Annotated in this window: 20 protein-coding genes; 3 read left to right on the top strand and 17 right to left on the bottom strand. The window is 30.8% G+C overall.

Annotated features, from left to right (window positions below):
* Nucleotides 1-125 precede the first annotated feature (125 nt).
* Together C9914_RS10580 and C9914_RS10585 are read left to right on the top strand one after the other, a co-directional pair.
* Complete coding sequence (locus C9914_RS10580; protein WP_106765285.1) at nt 126-1,157, top strand: polysaccharide pyruvyl transferase family protein; 1,032 nt, start codon at nt 126-128, stop codon at nt 1,155-1,157.
* A gap of 5 nt (nt 1,158-1,162) precedes the next feature.
* The gene (locus tag C9914_RS10585; protein ID WP_106765286.1) at nt 1,163-2,116 is read left to right on the top strand and encodes a glycosyltransferase family 2 protein; all 954 of its coding nucleotides are present in this window, start codon (nt 1,163-1,165) and stop codon (nt 2,114-2,116) included.
* On the opposite strand, the gene C9914_RS10590 is transcribed toward C9914_RS10585, so the two are convergent.
* Nucleotides 2,113-3,471, bottom strand: coding sequence for a hypothetical protein (locus C9914_RS10590; protein WP_106765288.1), 1,359 nt, complete (start codon nt 3,469-3,471; stop codon nt 2,113-2,115). The genes C9914_RS10585 and C9914_RS10590 overlap by 4 nt on opposite strands.
* Nucleotides 3,472-3,754: 283 nt before the next feature.
* Between C9914_RS10590 and C9914_RS10595 the strand changes: the two genes are divergently transcribed.
* Nucleotides 3,755-4,693: a tyrosine-type recombinase/integrase gene (locus C9914_RS10595; RefSeq protein WP_106765290.1), complete on the top strand. Its 939-nt coding sequence runs from the start codon at nt 3,755-3,757 to the stop codon at nt 4,691-4,693.
* A 40-nt stretch (nt 4,694-4,733) separates the two neighbouring features.
* Here the strand turns inward: C9914_RS10595 and C9914_RS10600 are convergent, their stop codons facing one another.
* The 16 genes from C9914_RS10600 to C9914_RS11550 form a co-directional block, all read right to left on the bottom strand.
* Complete coding sequence (locus C9914_RS10600; protein WP_106765292.1) at nt 4,734-5,603, bottom strand: BRO-N domain-containing protein; 870 nt, start codon at nt 5,601-5,603, stop codon at nt 4,734-4,736.
* A 69-nt stretch (nt 5,604-5,672) separates the two neighbouring features.
* The gene (locus C9914_RS10605; protein ID WP_276329547.1) at nt 5,673-7,217 is read right to left on the bottom strand and encodes a recombinase family protein; all 1,545 of its coding nucleotides are present in this window, start codon (nt 7,215-7,217) and stop codon (nt 5,673-5,675) included.
* A gap of 107 nt (nt 7,218-7,324) precedes the next feature.
* Nucleotides 7,325-7,528 carry a hypothetical protein gene (locus tag C9914_RS10610; protein ID WP_106765296.1) on the bottom strand — a complete coding sequence of 68 codons (204 nt, stop codon included), beginning with the start codon at nt 7,526-7,528 and terminating at the stop codon, nt 7,325-7,327.
* Nucleotides 7,518-7,637 carry a DUF3789 domain-containing protein gene (locus tag C9914_RS10615; RefSeq protein WP_106765298.1) on the bottom strand — a complete coding sequence of 40 codons (120 nt, stop codon included), beginning with the start codon at nt 7,635-7,637 and terminating at the stop codon, nt 7,518-7,520. Before C9914_RS10615 ends, C9914_RS10610 begins: the two co-directional genes overlap by 11 nt.
* A 501-nt stretch (nt 7,638-8,138) precedes the next feature.
* Nucleotides 8,139-8,585, bottom strand: coding sequence for an RNA polymerase sigma factor (locus C9914_RS10620; protein ID WP_242972117.1), 447 nt, complete (start codon nt 8,583-8,585; stop codon nt 8,139-8,141).
* A 188-nt stretch (nt 8,586-8,773) separates the two neighbouring features.
* On the bottom strand, nt 8,774-9,442 hold the full coding sequence (locus C9914_RS10625) for a hypothetical protein (protein ID WP_106765302.1): 669 nt from the start codon (nt 9,440-9,442) through the stop codon (nt 8,774-8,776).
* A gap of 36 nt (nt 9,443-9,478) precedes the next feature.
* A complete protein-coding gene (locus C9914_RS10630; RefSeq protein ID WP_106765303.1) occupies nt 9,479-10,630 on the bottom strand; it encodes an ABC transporter permease in 1,152 nt (383 codons plus the stop codon).
* A 3-nt stretch (nt 10,631-10,633) separates the two neighbouring features.
* Nucleotides 10,634-11,044 carry an efflux RND transporter periplasmic adaptor subunit gene (locus C9914_RS10635; protein ID WP_106765305.1) on the bottom strand — a complete coding sequence of 137 codons (411 nt, stop codon included), beginning with the start codon at nt 11,042-11,044 and terminating at the stop codon, nt 10,634-10,636.
* 11 nt (nt 11,045-11,055) lie between these two features.
* A complete protein-coding gene (locus tag C9914_RS10640) occupies nt 11,056-11,892 on the bottom strand; it encodes a carbohydrate ABC transporter permease (RefSeq protein ID WP_106765307.1) in 837 nt (278 codons plus the stop codon).
* A gap of 11 nt (nt 11,893-11,903) precedes the next feature.
* A complete protein-coding gene (locus tag C9914_RS10645) occupies nt 11,904-12,755 on the bottom strand; it encodes a carbohydrate ABC transporter permease (RefSeq protein WP_158707402.1) in 852 nt (283 codons plus the stop codon).
* Nucleotides 12,756-12,759: 4 nt separating this feature from the next.
* A complete protein-coding gene (locus C9914_RS10650) occupies nt 12,760-14,922 on the bottom strand; it encodes a peptidase domain-containing ABC transporter (RefSeq protein WP_106765311.1) in 2,163 nt (720 codons plus the stop codon).
* 13 nt (nt 14,923-14,935) lie between these two features.
* On the bottom strand, nt 14,936-16,264 hold the full coding sequence (locus C9914_RS10655; RefSeq protein ID WP_158707403.1) for an ABC transporter substrate-binding protein: 1,329 nt from the start codon (nt 16,262-16,264) through the stop codon (nt 14,936-14,938).
* Between the two features lie 122 nt (nt 16,265-16,386).
* Nucleotides 16,387-16,656 (bottom strand): hypothetical protein, encoded by a 270-nt coding sequence (locus C9914_RS10660; protein WP_106765314.1) that lies wholly within the window; start codon nt 16,654-16,656, stop codon nt 16,387-16,389.
* A gap of 76 nt (nt 16,657-16,732) precedes the next feature.
* Nucleotides 16,733-18,511 (bottom strand): radical SAM/SPASM domain-containing protein, encoded by a 1,779-nt coding sequence (locus C9914_RS10665; protein ID WP_106765316.1) that lies wholly within the window; start codon nt 18,509-18,511, stop codon nt 16,733-16,735.
* 7 nt (nt 18,512-18,518) lie between these two features.
* Nucleotides 18,519-19,112 carry an accessory gene regulator B family protein gene (locus tag C9914_RS12040; protein WP_106765317.1) on the bottom strand — a complete coding sequence of 198 codons (594 nt, stop codon included), beginning with the start codon at nt 19,110-19,112 and terminating at the stop codon, nt 18,519-18,521.
* The gene (locus C9914_RS11550) at nt 19,109-19,264 is read right to left on the bottom strand and encodes an AgrD family cyclic lactone autoinducer peptide (RefSeq protein WP_117705084.1); all 156 of its coding nucleotides are present in this window, start codon (nt 19,262-19,264) and stop codon (nt 19,109-19,111) included. The genes C9914_RS12040 and C9914_RS11550 overlap by 4 nt, the downstream gene beginning before the upstream one ends.
* Between the last annotated feature and the right edge of the window lie 215 nt (nt 19,265-19,479).

Here is a 19,479-nt window from a genome sequence, read left to right on the forward strand (position 1 = left end):
TATATATACCTTCATAATTTAATTCTCACTTTCTTTTATAATAAGTTTATTTGTATTTTCTGTTTTAGATAATAGATAACTAAGAATTATCTTTCCTTGATGGTTTAAATTAATTTGGAGGAAAAATGAAAAAAGTATTTTTACACACATATTCAGAGCAGAATTTAGGGGATGATATGTTTGTTAAATACATATGTGATAGATACCAACATGTTGAATTTTATATTGTTTGCAAAGCCCCTTTTAAAAGAGCCTTTCTAAATATTTCTAATTTAATTATTTTTTCAACTGATGATTTTTTAAAAGATACTAATTTTGACCTACAAATATTTATCGGTGGTTCAATATTTATGCAGTCAAATAACAAAGGAGTATATAAAAAATACCATATTGACTGTAAAAGAAGATTAGACAATATTCCAACATACATTATTGGTGCAAATTTTGGTCCATATAGTTCAAAATTATTTTTATTTTTATACAAATCATTTTTTAAAAAATCAGAACAAGTAGTATTTCGTGATGAATATTCTTATAGATTGTTTGACTTAAAAAACATGAATTGGGCACCTGATATTTTATTTAAATATCAATTACCAAATGTAATACACAAAAATGAAGTTGCAATTTCATGTATTAAAAAAAATAATCGTTCTGGATTAAGAAACTTTGATGAAGGTTTATATTTTAAAAAAATGTCATACATTGCCGAAGAATATGCTAAAAGAAATTACAGTATTAATTTAACTTGCTTTAGTAAAGTTCAAGAAGATGATGTTGCTGCCAAAATCATTTATAATCTGTTATCGCCTGCAACTAAATCGGTAACAGAGGTTTCCATTTATCAAGGTAATATAGATAGTTTTTTAAAAAATTTTTTATCTTCCTCTTATATTATTGCAACTAGATTTCATTCGGCAATTTTAGGCTGGAATGCGGGAATTCCATTCTTTCCTGTATGTTATAACGATAAATTTAATAATGCTTTAGATTCATATGACTTTAAAGGAAATATTATCAATATAGATAAATTAGATGAAGTGGATTTTTCTTTTATTGATTACAACAGGAAGTCGTTTTCTAATTCAAATATTAATTTTTTAAAAAGCAAAGCCAATAGTCATTTTTCAACAATTGACAAAATTCTAAAGGAGTAAACAAAATGTGTTCTGAGCTACTTTCAATTATTATCCCTGTGCATAATACTGCCCAATACTTAAAAAGAACTTTAAATATATTAGAATGTCAGGTTTTTAGAAATTTTGAAATCATTATTATTAACGATAATTCGAGTGATGATACAGAAAAAATTGTTTTATCTTTTCAAAAAGAATATAACAATATAAAATATTACAAAAACAAAACTACAAAGGGCCCAGGTTTATCACGAAATTTCGGATTGAAACATTCTAAAGGAAATTTTGTAACATTTCTTGATAGTGATGATTGGACAGATTTATGTACATATGACATAGCTATAGATATTATGCACAAAAACGCAAATTGCGATTTTGTTATATGGGGAATAAAAAAGGAGTATAACAATAAATATTCATCATATATTCGTACTGATTATAAAAACTATACTGTCATAAATCAAGAACTTGCTTTATCTTTGTTGTGTAATACGTATTCTTTGGATGTTACCATAAGTTCTTATTTAGGTAATAAAATGTTTCGCAAAAGTTTTTTAGACAATAATGTAATCCTTTTTAAAGAGTCTCTTTTTGAAGATGTGGCATTTAGTTTTCAAACAATTGCTTACTCTAAAGAAATTATATTAATACCTAATTCTTACACACATTATTATCAACGAACACATTCAATAGTTCATTCCTTTAATAAAAATCATATTTACGATATGTTTAGCATACTTTCTTTCATTAAGGATATTGTTTACACAAAAAATTTGCATCTAAAAAAAGATTATAATTCATTAGTTGAAAAGTGTAGCAAAACATTATTTACAATGATGTATGAGAACATTGAAGAGATAAAAGAACTAAATAAATTGCTTTGTGTATATTTTAAATGTCTTTTTAAACTTTGCAGTTTAGAAGAAATACTTGGATATTTAGATGTAGAAAGAGTAAAAAATATTCTATTGTATTTTTAATAGTTTTTGTTAGTAATATATTTTTCAAACGAAACATCAAAATATTTGATATATTCAACAGACAAATTTTTAATTGCGATACGACTTTTTGTTAAAATAGAATTTGTAAAATCTTGTCCAGAAGCTAATATTCTGTTAATGTTCTTCGAAAGCCATTGCAAAATGATTTTCGGAGCATTGATATCTGTACCGTTTCCTATTTTGCCCAATGCCACTATGATACTTTTACCAGCATACAAACTTGGTTCGTTAACAATAGCTGAACATAAATTTGGATATGCCAAAGTTAGTCGTTTTTCACCAATTATATCTGATAAATGTTCTCTAATATGAAAATCTGATTCTCTTAAAGCATTGCATAATGCTTCGTCAATTTTTTCTATTTTTGTATTGATAAGAAAAGATTCCAATTTATATCTATTTAAATCTATGGCTGATGATTTAGTGCGTTTGAAATAATTTATTATCCATGGTATTAGTATATCAAGAAAATATTCTTGATTAGCTAGATATATAACAAGATCCGTTTTCCATTGACTCTTTAAATTTTCAGAAATATCTCTTTCTCTAATCAATTCATCTTTAATAAAACCTTGTATATACTCTTCACAAATAGAAGTTTCATTAACCGCCATCAAAGTTTCAGCAAATACCTTTATCATTATATCTATAAATCGATTATTTGAATCTATCTCTTGATATAATTCGCTGTTACATTTTTCTAAAATTTTTTCTTTTTGTGAACAAATCACCTCATTTTTCGTTAACAGATCGCTTAAGGTGCTGAAGTCATTATTAAATTTTTCTCTTATATACGAAATAAAATCATTTGTATTTTCAGTTATTGAAGAGATTATACCTTTTTCAAATAAAAAGTCTTGCAAATCAAATATTGGACCATTTTTATTAATAAAGTCCCTTATATTTGAGCGTATCATTGAACTATTATTTATATTATATTCAACATATGTGAGGTGTGAGAGGTCAGATGCAGAATCATGAATAGACTCATTCAGCTTTGACTTTTCATCTATTAGTATCAAAACATTTTGAATGTCTTTAAAACAATGCGCTATACCAAGCTCATAAACAACATTGGGTCTATAATCAGTCAATATTACAATTAAGTATCGTGATTTTAAAATTTCCGTTATTACTTTGTTCATAAAAGGTTGAGAACCTAATATTTCATCATCTCTAAAACAACTAATCCCTTTTTGCAAGAGTGTATCCTTAATAATTCCATACAATTTGTCATATTCTTCTGAAAATGGCATTAGGACAAAACAACGATCCTTATCAATAGGAATTTTGCTATTTCTAAATTGCTTGGGATAGATTGAACATAAGTCCATATTTTTCCTCCAAATTAATTTAAACCATCAAGGAAAGATAATTCTTAGTTATCCTCTTATTGTGAACATTATACCACATTTCGACACAAAATTTAACCCTTTTATCTAATTTTAACTATAGAAAATAGTAATGTATTTTTATGCAATATTACTAATAATATAGTGTGTACATTTTGTTTACACTATATTTTAACCAAACTATATTTGTTAAATGCTCATTTTATAGACTTTTTTATCACTTGATTGCATAATTATCTTATTAAATTTAGGGAGCGTTATGCAAATGGAAACACATTCAGGAAATTTTATTAAACTCACAGAAGAATATCTACATTTTTGTATTGCCAGAAAAAATCTAGATTATAAGACAATCAAGTCTTATTCGATAGATTTGAAACAGTATTCGGATTTTATATCTGACTTTTCGTTAACTTGGAACGATAAGAAATCTATTGAAAAATTCATTGAGTTTATGCATTCAAAGTTTAAGCCAAAAAGCATAAAACGGAAAATAGCCTCTTTAAAAGCCTTTTTTCATTATCTTGAAATTGAGGAAATCATTAAGGTAAATCCTTTTCATAAAATACAAATTAAATACAAAGAGCCTTTTATTCTTCCAAAAACTATACCCCTGCAAACAATAGAGAGGATTATGAGTTATGCTTACTCGGAATATAAGAAACAATCCACATATTTTGCTCATAAAACTGCTTTACGAAATGTTCTTATATTAGAATTACTTTTTGCCACCGGTATGAGAATTTCTGAGCTTTGCACACTTACAACCGAGCAAATTAACTTCAATGATTACATAATTAAGATATACGGTAAAGGATCAAAAGAACGGTTGATTCAAATTTGCAATAAGAATGTTCAAAGACTTATGGACGAATATCGCAATGAATTTTATTTTAAACTTAACAATTACAACTACTTCTTTATCAACAGGTTAAACAACAGACTTTCGGAACAATCTGTTCGCAATATGATTTCTAACTATGCTGAAAAAGCAAAAATTCAACTTCATATCACGCCCCATATGTTTCGCCATTCTTTTGCAACCCTCCTGCTTGAAGAAGATGTTGATATTCGTTATATACAGCAAATGCTAGGTCACAGTTCAATAACTACAACCCAGATTTATACTCATACAAGCATCAACAAACAAAAAGATATCCTTACAGTGAAACATCCAAGAAATAAAATTGATATTGGGATATAAAAAAGCCTTGCAAAAATCCACTTGCAAGGCAATTAGCTTTTTATTCGTTTTTATCATATTCTGTATCTATCACATCCGATATCAGATTTGAAAAATCAACAGCATTTTTCGAAGTGATTACAGGTTTGCCCGTTCTTTCCTCAATATCTTTTCGTGCATTTCCGGCAACTTCGCCGCCCTCTTTTGCTACTTTTCTATTATCAACAAAAGTTTGTGGATTTTTCTCTTTAGAAATTTCCGTTGTAGTTGCTTCAGCCAACATATTAAGAACCAGCTCAAGAGTACTCATATTATCTCTTAAATTTTCTTTCGTCAAGCCTTTAAGGTTTTTATACTGACGCGTTGTCATCCCAGACCATGCTTTCGTAATTTCATCAGTCAGAATTGCATATTCCACACCCTGTTTCACTCCACGAGAATCCCATTCATCAGTAAGTTCTTTTCGCACCTGAATAGCCTGAAGTCTTTGATTTATCCACTCTCGACTATACCCTTTTTTAAGATACGTTTCAAGGGCCCTTTCTATTGTAAGTTCGGGATCAATTGTTTCATCTATTCTTTCTCTGCCAACTTCTGCAAGCCACATTTTAAATGGTTCGGCTTTTGGAGATGGAATAGATTGGATTATTCTTAAGATTTGCTCTGTATTGGCAACATCTGTTTTATAATTTTTACCATCCTTAGGAGATGGCATTTTCAGTTGGTGACAACTTGACACCAACTCACTACCTTCGTCTTTTAAACGCTGTTTTAGTTTATTCCAATATTTACGAGCAATATCGTAACTGGGTTGATCAGTTAACACCTGAACAATATCAACTATGGAAAAATACCAATCTTCTTCCGATTCATTCCATGCAGTACGAATTTTCTTATCTTCAAAAATTTGAATTTTATTTTCTTCACTCATATATCTTCACCCATTTCAATACTAAAATTATTATAACAGACAAGATTTGTAAATTCAATTGATTAAGATTTATTTAGATAAAAACTGCTCATAATTAAGATCAAACACTATCTCAAGTTCATAACCTCTTGCTACTCTGACCTCTTTTATAAGCTGACAGACTATCATTTTCTTTTGCTCCATTGTGGAGTTGTCAAATTCATCTGCCCAGGTTCTGAATTGAGAGTAATAAAAATCAAGCTTACCCATCGCATTTTGCTGATTGGTAAGCTTGTACTTTATGTCACTTAATTCAATTTCTTTTTTATGAAGAATATCATTGGTATTATCAATAGATGTTGACAGCATATCGGGAGTAAATCGGCTTTCTCCGAGAAGCGAGCGTCCTATTTCGGCAGATAGTTCAACTACCTGTCTTTTTAGTTTATCAATCTCTTTTTCAAGTTTCGTTTGCTTTCTCTTGTACTCAGATATTTCAGATTTGTAGCGTTTTTCAAGTGCAATATCCTTTGGTGTTGATTTGATTTTGGCGAGATAATCTTTCAGTGTTGCAAGCACTGCACCGTCAATTTTATGTGCTACATATGCAGATTGTCCGTCACAAGCACCTCTTTTCATAGCTTTATTTGTACAGATATACCGCTGTCTGCGGACTCTGTACTGACTTCCGTCTGCTCTGTCATATCTGTCGATATAGCTTGTTGATACCATCTTCTGACCACAGTGTGCACAGTAGATATTCCCTGATAACAGCGTACTACCCTTAGTGGTTCTTGCAATTTGCTTTTTTTCCTCATTCTTTGATGAGCGCTGTTTCAGTATAAACTGTGCTTGGTCGAAGACATTTTCATCAATTATTTGAAGTTTTTCTATGTATGGCGACTCAACACCGCCTGACACAAAATATCCGCAGTACAGTCTGTTTTTTAGAATACGATTAACCGTATTACACTGAAATTTGCTGTTGTTATGAGTTCTGATACCGTGACTGTTCAGATAATCAGCCATTCTGTATGAGCCATAGCCTTCTTTCACCGTCATATCAAAAATTTTCTTAACTATAACAGCCTCATCGTCATCTACGACTATGTCCATAAGCTCTTTCCCTTTTTTATTGATTTCACCGCTTTTTATAAGTTTATATCCGAATGGTGCAACACCACCGGTAAATTTGCCATCCATCGTCATTTGGTTAAGGCGAGTTTTAACACGAGCTGATGTTTTCTGACTTTCACCGTTGGCTTGCCAAAATCGTATGTAATTCATAAGCTTGTCCACATGACTGTCCATACGCTGTTCTCCTTCGTTGACACTCCACACCTCTATGCCGTGCTTAATAAACCACTCGACAACAAATGGTGTTTCATCATCAATTCTGCCTATTCTGTCAAACATAAAGACAAGGAGCACATCAAATTCTTTATTCTCTGCGGCAGTTTTTAAATCTTGAATTGCATCTCTCTCCCTTGCTGAAACTTTAAATCCTGATACACCCTTCTCTTGAAATTCTTTCAGAATAGTCCAGCCGTTGCGTTCAGCAAATTCTCTGCAAGAGGTTTTCTGCATTGGAATATCGTCTTTATCTACCTGACCTTTTGTTGACACTCTGTACAAACAATATACTCTTTTCATCCTATCAACCTTTCATACGATTTTCGCAAACCAACAATACTACATATTTTTCATAATATCCAGCGAAATCAAAAATAAATCTAAGAAAATCAGCAATTTATTTGTGCTTTCATTCTGTTTTCAAATGTATCTAAAAGATTTTCCAAAACATTTCTTTCAACCTGATCATTTCGGTTGTTTATAAAATATATTGTAACCTTACAGTCATTTACAACAGATTCTATTTTATGTTCAAAATCTATTTCATTTGATGCTAAATCGTTATTGTTCAAATTACAGCACTTACTTTTCATCTTTGCCCTCTTTCTTATTCTTATCTGCTTCTGATGCGACACTGCAAAGGCACATTACCGCTACTCCGATAAACGCACCAAGAAACAAACCTATAATAAAACCTAACATATAAATCTCTCCATTCCATAATTTTATTTTGTTACGCAGGCAACGGCTATGCACAGCACAACCGCTGCCTGCTGTTTATCAATCGTTTTGGATAGTTCTGTATTTCACACTATCCAATTGTCGCTATTTATCCTCGATTTCCTGCGACAAGGAACACATCAGACAGTTGTGCATACAACTTCATTGGAATCTCACCACCCTGAGGATCTCCCAGAGCCGCCCTCGTATGTTGCGACGGTTTTATCACGCTCGACTTTCGACCGGACGGAAGTATCATTATCCCCTCTGCCTGTCATCGCCTTCTTTGTATTTGCCTTACAAAGTCAGAGTCCTAAAGTCCTTTTTAGGAGTTTGCTCTTGTAGCTTGTCCATTCCGAACAGCAGAAGGAAAGTATCTTATGTGCTGATATTCTGTTTTCAAGGTTCACAGAGGTATAAAATAACCCCCTCACTTTATTTGCCGTTAAGTGAGAGGGTTGATAACCATAAAAATTAAAAATTTTAATTTTTATTTTCTATGATTTTTTTAAGTTTTTCAAGGATGCGATGCTTTCTCTTGTTCACTGCTACCTGTGAGATACCAAGCAATTTAGCTATCTCTCGTTCAGTCATATTCTCAAAAAACACCTTTGTGATAATATCCAGTTCTTCCACTGTCAGTTGTTGCAAAGCGATATGTAATTTTTCAAGATCAACATTTATCTCAACCTCACATTCCACACTTTTACTGTCATACGAGAATTGCATTGAATTATCATCAATCAGCCTATTAAGAGAATCTTCTCGACTTGGGACAATCTCTTTGATACTTCCATCCTTTTCTTTGATAACACGCTCTGTTTTCAAGTCTTTTTCAAAATAATCAATTTTTCTTTGACCTTTCACATAAGCTGCATAGACTTCGTCTGTCACTTCAATAAAATGACCGTCTATCCATAATTCTTTCAATATTATTTCCTCCGATTGTTCTGAATTTCCGTAATTTCAGATCAATCGGAGGGCTTTTATTCCTATAAAGCATTTTGCCCTTTCTGCTTTTAACGCAAAAAAGGTAAAAAAAATGCCGACAGGTAATAGCATTAAAAGCTATAACTTGTCGGGATTTATTATGTAATTAAATTATTTCTTTATGTATTTTATCTATTTTCGTTATTATGAGAACAAAGCATATTTATAACAGTCTGATTAATATAAAATGACCCCTTGGCGCCTAACTTTCTTCTCATATTGCGAAAACATTTTCTGATTTTCACTCTTATATTTACATATTTTGTAACACTATGTAAACATTCATTATACACATCAATGATATCCCATATCAAAGCAACAGAAAATGTATTGCACATTTTATCGTAATTTTCACAAATAAAATTATTCAACGGATCTGTTATTTCTTTTACCTTATCATTATCAACGGTACTAAATTCACAAATTGCATTTTTATCATGAATCATATATTCATCCGCTAAAAGTTGTATTAGTATAGCACTTAGCTTTTGATATAAAGGCTTATTTATTTCGTATAATTCATCCGTCTTTTTTTGCTTGCGTTTAATATGATTAATTAATAGCGGAATAACAATTAAAGATAGTACTCCTCCCACAATTGAAGCTATCCAACCACGATCTTTGTCTGATAAACATAAAAAAGCCATTATAGTTGGAACACAAATCACAACTGTAGAAATAACAAAAGTTATTATGTAATTCACAATAAATGCTTTATCACAAAAATCACTTATTTCGTCTAAGATTCTTCTAACTTTTGGGTGCTCATCTCTGAATTTTTCAATTTTTGATAACATTGTATAAATTTTCCTTTCTCTAAAAATTGAGTAATCTTAGCCTCTATTTTGAACTAACAAAATTATTCTATTTATTATTATATTAACAATACTAAAAATAACTACAGAAAACAAGGCAAATATAACCAGCAACCACACAAGGACTGAAAAAGAACTTGTGTAGAGATTAACAAGAAAAGTATTGCCCATCAATGCAAGAGAATTAATATTATTTGAATTATCAACAATCACCGATATGTAATAGGACACATCAAAAATATTATCGTTTGGTATATACTTTGATATTATGAAAATGCTGAAATCCGACAGCAGGAATATTGTCAGCAATGCCGCAGGTATACCGAGAGCTGTTATAATTAACAGAATATATTTGTGCGGTATTGCTCTCAGTGATTTCCAAAAATAATTTTCAGCCAGATTTTCTTTGATATCGGAAACAAACTTTCTGCATAGTCTGTACCATATTTTCAAAGACACGGCACACAAAGCTATAAACAAAATCAAAAGTAAAATATGCTCAAAGTTTTCGATAACCTTTGCTTTTTCGGAAAAATTCGTCGGGTGGTACTGAGTCAAATTCATCTGCTCAATCAGTGGCGCTGAATAAGATTTGTTGTCATAAGCAATGATATTAACTTCGCAGTTTTTGTATTCTTTGTAGCCGGAATAAGGGACATAAACTCTCTGCTTTCCGTCGCTTGATAGGCTGTTTATTATGTTTTCATCTTCATTTATGACACCGCAAATTGTGTAAACTTCATCATTTAGCGTTATTGTTTTTCCTACTGCATTAGTATTAAAAAACAGTTTCAAAGCAAGACTGCTTTCAATGACAGCAACCTTGTCTTTATTCTCCATATTCTCTTTTGTAAAGCCTTTTCCGATTAGTTTATGATTATAAATCTCAAAGTAACTCTCATTGGTAAGAACCGGTAAAACCGTTTCTTCTTTAATGTTTGTTTCTTCAAGCTCTGCACAAAAACTTACTCCATCAAAAGAAATTCGCTCTGACAGTTTTTCAATATCCGCAATAGTAAGCGGTAAAGCGTCTGATTTCAGATTATAATTCATCTGCGTTATAGAGGGTAGCTGACGCAACGCATTGCCGCTGACATAAAAGCAAAGGCAAAAAACACAAACGCTTAGCGCCGTAACCAACGCAGCAGATAAAATTTTCCTCTTTGACATACACTATTCCTCCTCGACAATATGCACCCTGTCACCATTTGCAATGCTCTTTGAAGTCGAGTACACAACCTCCATACCGCTGTATATATTGTCAGAAGTTACCTCATAATAAAGGTCGTCGCTGTTTTTGATGTCTACGGTAACTTCGCTGACAGTGGTTTTGTTATTTTCATCAGTTTTTGCAACAAATACCGTCCCTGTGTTCCCCGTTGCATCAACAGCAGAAAGCGGTAGTAAATATCTGTCATCACGGCTCTGCTCTCCGTCAATAGTACCATATGTTACCTCTGTAACCTTTACCTGCGGCAAAAGTATGTTGTCAATAGTGGTTGAGAAGTATGTAAGAAGAGCAAGCGCAATTAGAAATGCAATACCAAATCGTAATGCGTATTTTTTCAGCTTATCTTTTTTCATTTGGCACTCTCCTAACTTTTATCAACTTGAATAAATGGCGAATCTATATCCCTTTGCCCATAAAGATAAATAAGCAAAGGAATTATCATAAACATAACTCCGCAGGCAAAAATTATTCCATAATCGGAGTTACTTATATCCGACAGTCCGATTGAAAGCGGATACATAGCCTCATCATCAAAGTAGATAAGCGGCTGTTCAACAACATTCCAATTATCAATGAAGCAGAGCAAAGTCAGGGTAATTAGCCCTCCCTTTATTTGCGGCAAAATAATGTTTGTAAAAATCTTAAAATATGACGCACCGTCAATTCTTGCGGCTTCAATTGTTGATTCGGGAATATATTTTATGCTTTGTCTGAGCAAGCAAATGCCGAACGCCGAAAATGTTCCGGGCAATATTATTGCAAGAAAATTATTGAGCAAATTGAGATTATCAAGAACAATATAGTTCGGCACTAACGTTACCTGCAACGGCAAAATCAAGAGCACAATATAGACAAAAAACAGCTTGTCTCTGAACGGAAATTTCAGCTTAGCAAAAGCAAATGCCGCAAGCGCAGACACAACAACCTGTCCTATTACTGTCGGAAATGTAATGATTACCGAATTCCAAAACTTCAGCAGATATTCAGGCCGCCTGAAAAACACTTGATAGTACTGTTCAAGCGAGAACATCTCAGGAATGAGGTTAATCTCCTTATATTCTCCGTTTGTAAAGTCGAGCATTGAGCTAACCTGTGAATCCGACATAAACGAGCAGGCAATCATATACACAACGGGGAATAAAAACACGGCAGTAATCAGAATGAGAAATATGTATTTTATAACCTTTAATGTTTTTTTCATTTTACTGCCCCCTATTCCGCAAAGCTGTGCTTTCTTTCAAAAATAAAGAACGCAAGAAGGACAGCTATCATAAACACCGATAAAATTATTGAAGCCGATGACAATCTCGGATAATTTAGATTGTAATAATTATTATTGATAAAGTTTTGCAGGAAATATACATTAGTATTCGGATAATCACCGAACAATGCAAAGACTTCACGAAAAATTTTAAAAGAGTAAATCAGTTCCATAAGGAAGACAAAAAATGTTGTAGGAGTTATCATTGGAATCGTGATTTTTTTAACTATTTGAAAGGAATTTGCTCCATCGAGCCTTGCACTTTCATATAGTGATTGAGGGACATTCGCAAGTCCTGCCGTAAACAAAATCACGCAAAAGCCGCAATACTTCCACACATAAATAAAAATTATCATAACCATTGAAAACCCAGAATTAAAAAACTCAACAGTGTTTAATCCTAATGAACTAAGCAGTCCGTTGATTGCACCGTAGTCATCAAATATTACCTGCCACACACATATTAAAGAAGCAATGGGAACCACAACAGGAATTAATAGAGCGCTTCTGAAAAATGATGATATTTTCTTAAAAGAATTAAGGAATAAAGCTATCAGAAACGAAATCACCATCAATAGCGGTATTGCCACAACAGTAAATATAGCTGTATTTTTCAGCGCAAGCAAAAATGTATTGTTTTTGAATAATTGTATGTAATTTTCAATACCCACAAAAGTATTACCTATATAAAGACTTTTTACAAAACAAATTATGTACGGTACAATATAAAATACCACTATTCCTGCAAATGAGGGCAGGATAAACAGAAAGGCAATTAAGTGTTCTTTTCGTTTTCTCTTCATAAAATCAATCCTTAATAATGTTATCTTGTCCATTCCAAAGTTGATAGTAATATCCCCTTTGGTTCAATAAATCTCTGTGATTTCCGGTTTCAACTATCTGACCATTTCTAAGCACTAAAATTTTATCGCAATCTTTTATTGTACTTAATCTATGTGCGATAATTATTGTTGTCATATTCTTTGAAAAATTGTTTATAGTTTTTTCGATAGATCTTTCGGTAACATAGTCAAGGTTACTTGTAGCTTCATCCATTATTAGAATTTCAGGTTTTTTCAATAAAGCTCTCGCTATAGCAAGCCTTTGTTTTTGCCCGCCTGATAGGTTTTTACCGTTTTCTTCAATCCTGGTGTTAAATTTTAAAGGCAAACTGTTAATATATTCTTCAAGCTCACATATCTTACACACCTGAGATATATCATCATCACTTACATCTGAATTGCCAAATAACAAATTTTCTCTTATTGTTCCACTGAATAGAAAAGTATTTTGTGATATGTAAGATATATTATCTCTTATCTGCTTTATTGAAAACTCTCTTATATCAATTGAATCAAGTTTAATACTTCCTTTTTCCTGTTCATACAACCTAACAAGTAAATTAGCTAAAGTTGTTTTCCCTGAGCCACTTTCTCCAACAAAGGCTATTTTCTCTCCACGACAAATTTCTAAATTAATGTCTTTTAATACAAGCTCTCTTGTACCATATCTAAAATCTAAATTTGAAATAGAGATTTTATCAAACTTAATTTTATCATTTAATTGCTCGTGTTCATAATTGTATTCAGGTGTTATATCTAAAATTTCTCCTAATCTGTCTGCCGCAACAACAGCAGTCTGAATGCTTGGCTGAAGATTAATTAAATTTTTAATTGGCTCGATAAAATAACCTAAAAGCGCATTAAAAGTTATTAGTTCACCGAGTGTTAGTTCTCCCTTAATTACATACGCAACGCCAACCCACAAAATGACAAGTTCTCCTACAACGGCAACAAACATAGTAATGGTTTGCTGACTAAGAGATAATACACCTCCGTTAAATACCTTTTTTAAAAATTTCTTATACAATTTATCCGTTTTTTCTTTTTCGTTATCTTCCTGATTAAAGGCTTTAATTGTTTCAATACCGTTTATAGTTTCAACAAATTGAGATGTAACCTTAGAATTCATCTCCATTATTTTTCTGTTGATTTTTTTAATTGGTTTATTATATACAAAAACTATTATTCCATACAAAATCAACATAACTACAGAAATCAAAAATAATAGCCTGTTGCTGTTAAATAAAACTACTGCACCTACGACTGCCATAATAGTATCCATCATAATTGTTAATGACGCTTCCGATACAATATCTCTTATACTTGAAGCGTCATTAAATCTAGATATGATTTCGCCGGTATCACGCATAGAATAAAACTTCATAGGTAAAATTAAAGCGTGATTGTAATATCCAAGCATTATGGGTATATCTATGTTTTGCTCTAATTTTACTATTAATAAGCCTCTAAAAAAATTTAAACATATCTGTACTAAGAACAAACTCAAAGTAATAGCCGACACATAATTAAGCATTTCTATCGAAAGGCTCGGAACTATATTATCCATTAAAACCTGATAATAAAAAGAAGTTATAATGCCTATTGAGGTCAGTATCATAGACAGAATAAAGATCCTTAATAAAAGCCATTTTTGCGAAATAAGCAAACGAAAAAAACTAGATAAAGTACTTTCCTTTTTATTACCCTTTTGAGATTCTTTCGTTGGTGCAATAAGAATTAGAACATTGGTCCATATTTTAAGGAAATCTTCTTTTTTGTACCTTACACTCCCCTTTGCAGGGTCAGAAACTACTACAGTATTATCTTTTATTTTAGTAATAACCACATAATGAAGCAAGGTATTGTCAATCACTACATGAGCAATAGCAGGCAAGGGCAATTTTTGAGTTAATGCATTTTTATCAGCTTCAACAACCTTTTGCTCAAACCCATAGTGTTCAATTACCTTTACAAGTCCGCATGCACTTGTTCCCTGACGGTCTGTCCCGGCTATATCTCGTATTTTTGCTATTGAAACTTTTAAACCATATTTTCCAAAAATTGCAGCCAAGCAAGCAGGACCACAATCTGTTTCGTCATTTTGCAATATGCATTTTAATTTAAACATAATTCACCATAATCTATTCCTTCAAATAAATCTCAGTTGCTGCTGTAAGTTGACGAATAAACTTTTCATTTGAAATATCCCCGTTTAAATATTTATCAACTATATCACTGATTACCGAAGAATTAAAATAAGTATCCGATAAATAATTAAACCCATATAAATTACATTTTGTTATGTTGTTTATAATATATTTATAATCTCTTATCGCCGCACTTTGAGCAGTTTCAACAATAGCTTTTTCTTTATCACTAACAATTAAATCTCCAAAATCTATTGCTTCATCTATTGAATCAATGCATTTTTCCATAGCATCGCTGTTTACAGGCAAATACATACATTCTTCACTCATATTTTTTTGCACATCACAGGACAAACAGTACTTAATGAAAGGCAGTAATTTTTCTTTATTTTTACAATTATCATTAACGGCAATACCAACATCTATAGAGGCAGAAATTGAATCATCATCCATATTGTAATTATTTACAAACACAGGAGTTGATCCTAAATATTTTAAACACGAATATGTCTTTACTATAATACTAAAAGCAGGCATTTCCTTATATAAAATAGAAGCACCATTATTTATATTTTCATATAAAAAATAATAAACATTTTCGTCGGTAGTGTCATTCTTAATCAAGCTATAGATAGAATCCAAATCTTCCGAAAACTTATCGCTGTTAAATTCTGTATTTCCGCTGTTAAAATCTATATATTGATCTAAAAACGAATAAAAAAAGGCAATATTATCATCGGCACTTCCAAAAAGAGAATATTCTTTTTTATTTTTTGAAAGTTTCTCAGATAATGCTTTAAAAGAAAATTCAGATGATGTTAAATTGTACTTATTAAGTGTTTCCTCTGTAGTTATAAAAACATCAGGTGAATAGAACAAAGGTATAAAATATCTTTTACCGTCAATCACTCCTGCATCCATAATTTTTGAATTGCAGTTATCTATTCCTATATCATAACTAAATTCACTTATAAGCTCGTTTACATCTGCAATAGTTTTGCTATCTGTTAATTTCTCAAATGGAAGCTTTTGACTCAGAGAAAAAATATCAGGTCCCTCACCTGCCATAATTTCTGTTGACATTTTTAATTTCATTTCTTCCTCCGAGTCAAATTTTATAATTTCAATTTTATATGTATCATTATAGTTTACTGTGCAATACTTATTATATTTATTAATCAAATCGCATATTGAATCCTCGCAATATGTATAATACTTAAGGCACCTAGAATCATTTAAAGTACTGTTTTTATGACATCCAGAAAAAGTAAATAAAACAAACACTAATTGTAAAATTAAAAATGCTGAAATGATTTTTTTCATAGTTAACCTCATTTAATTTTTGACTGTTAGATATATATTAGATACAAGATACAAAATAGAAAGAACAAGCTAATTGTTGACAATTTTAATTTATTAAATCAAATAATTTTAAGTAATAAAAATCAAGATGTAATAGTAACTTTTCTATCAGTTACCTTTACTTTTGCATGAGCACCTTTTTCAAGAAAACTTTTTGCCCAAGATTTTGCTTTGCTGGCATGGCTAGAATGTTTATTGCAACTACTGAATACATCCATAATCCAACCTGTTCCATCTTTAAGACATCTACCGACCCTAAAAGTACATCCACCATTAATATTATTAATAGTGTCCTTACTTGTTTCTTTTATATTAAGTTCATTTAAACAATCAGAAATACTAATTTTTTTCATGAGTTTAGCCTCCTAAAAAATCTTTTTGCCAACAATTAACTTGTATAAATAAATTTGCAATGCAAATTTTCTAACATCAATAAATTATAATATCTGATAAATTGTTTATAAAATACCTCAAGCTAGTCATTTTAATATCCGTTACGCTATTAAAAGTATATTCCTTATATGTAATCATATCTTTTTCAACATTTATTATTACAATAAATTTAAGTAAATTATTTTTTATTTTATTAAGTACTGCAATTGAAGGAAATTTTATATTATTACCTAAATATATCCTATACAATGATATGGAATCATCATATTTATTTAGGTAATTTAAAATTCCTTGTATTACATTATCATGTTTTTTTAAGTATGAATCGACCTCAGTATAACTTACCACTATATTTCTGAGTTTCAAATATTCCATTGTCCCCCATACTTCCGGTGGAGTTATTTCATATCTACTAACTTCAAATGCAAAATCTATAAGTTGATTATATATTAAACAAAATTTATTTTTCATCTGATTTATTAACGACATACTTAACTTATTAAGTTCAATTTTCAACTCACACATTTTGTTAATAGGTTCATAAATGTCATTGTTTTTCATAAACGCATTAACATAACACTCTCCACCGCAAATACTTTTTATAGAACAATTTCTACAATTTATTACGCTTTCAATAGAAGAACATTCAAATTTTGACTGAATATCTTTATTTATACCGGTATACATGTTACCAATCCTAAAATCTTTATTCCCATACATTACACTGCAAGCAAAAATATCTCCAATGTTATCAACTGTAATTCTACTTTTACCTGCATCGCATCGATATATTTTATATGTACCTTTGAACAAATTATTATAGATTAATCCACCAAAATAATCTCCTCCTTGAAGAAGTTTTTTGAAGTAATCAAAGTTTCCTTTTTGTATTTCATTTAAAATATTTTGGCATAATTTTTTATATCTACTTATTAAATACTCAACTTCAAAATTATCAAAATCATATCTTGACCCATCGTAACTCCTAATATATTTCATGCTTACGCAATCAACATTTGGTAAATGATAAAGGTAGTCGTAAATTAAATCAACATCTTGATTTAAAGGAGTAACAGTAACAGCAAGTCCTAACTTCTTGTTTTTAAACATTTTAAGACCTTTTATTATATCATCATAGGTACCTTTGCCATTAGCATACGTCCTGTTGTTATCATTAGTAATTTGATCACCATCAATACTTGTTCCAAGAATTATTGCAGGCTCATTGTCTAAATATTTAACTATTTCCGGTGTAAGCAGAGTAAGGTTTGTACAGAACATTACTTCAATGTTTTTGCAAATCTCATTACGCTTCTTTTTACAATATTCAACAATTTGCTTAACTAAGTCAATCTGTAACAAAGGCTCCCCTGAACCAGACAAATCCACAACATACTTACTAGCGAACGGTGCATATTTATCGACAAGAAAGTCTATTGCATCTTTAGCAACTTCAAAGGTGAGTTGTTCATCTCCAAGATATTCAGATTCTCTGAAACAATATTTACAATTAAGATTACACTTTCTGGATGGATGCAAACACAATGTAAATTGCCCATATGATGATTGCTCTTTTATATCATCAATGCTATATGTATTTATTTTATTTATGCGTTCTTCAATACTTGTATTTACGAAGATCTCGTATTCTTCGGGATCATTTTCTTTAGCTATATTTAAAACTTCTTCTTCGCTAAGCTCATAATCGCCAAGTTTTATATCAAAGTTATCCCTTATACCAAAATAGTAATTAACATCTTGGATATACATATCTTTTTGATTCAGATATTCAAAAACAGATACTTTTAACTTCATATTCTACTCACTTTTTAATCCTCATGTTGATAATTTGAATTTTTCTCATTAATAAAACCAATGCGCTCATTACAACTCCGCATATCATAGAACTTCCTATATTTCTATACCCCTTAAAAAAACACAATGATGATATTATGAATATAAGAATAGTAATAATGGAAGTTAACATTCTGTACATTTTTTTCTCTTGTCCAGTTAAGGGATTGTTTTCTGTATCAAGAGGGGATATCAATAATATCAGAACAACACAAAGCAATTCAAATATTATAAATATAAAAATAAATAAAGTGTTAATACTGCTAAGCCACTTAACTAAACACAATATTATTATGTTTGAAGCAAAAGAGAACAGATAACACCTTACTGGTGTTTTAGCGTGATAGCCGCCTGCAAACTTACGAATAACTATAAAAGACAAGTAAAACACTAAACTTTCAGTCAATAGATTGAAAACCAATCCTAAAACTATGACTGTCGCCATATGAAATGCAGAGGACAAAATTATGTATATGGCATATTCATATAACTCATAATTATCTGTATGCTTTTCATCTTTGCATAAGATGCGGGCGACTTTGCTTGAAATCAATTTGATCATTTGATGTTTTTAAACTTTTCAAAACCCTTTGGCGTTTTAGGCTGATAGATTATATAACACCCTGAAGAATTTGCGTTAACTTTCAATGTAGCAAACAATCCTTTTTTGACTCCGTCTTTAATTTTAGTTGATAATAGTTTTTCGTTTTTCATAGTAATCAACCTCCTTGTTATAAATTTTATCAAAAAATATTTGTAAATGCTGATTTTTACAAAAATGGTAATAAATTCGACAAAAATTGCACTTTTCATCTGTTATAACGATTTATCTTACAACTCTATAAAAACTTTTAAATTATTTTTTGAATATTACAATCGTATAAGTATATTACCTTCTTAATTTGTTAACAATCTTGCCGATAATTGAT

It is taken from the genome of Pseudoruminococcus massiliensis, assembly GCF_900291955.1.
Classification (GTDB): domain Bacteria; phylum Bacillota; class Clostridia; order Oscillospirales; family Acutalibacteraceae; genus Pseudoruminococcus; species Pseudoruminococcus massiliensis.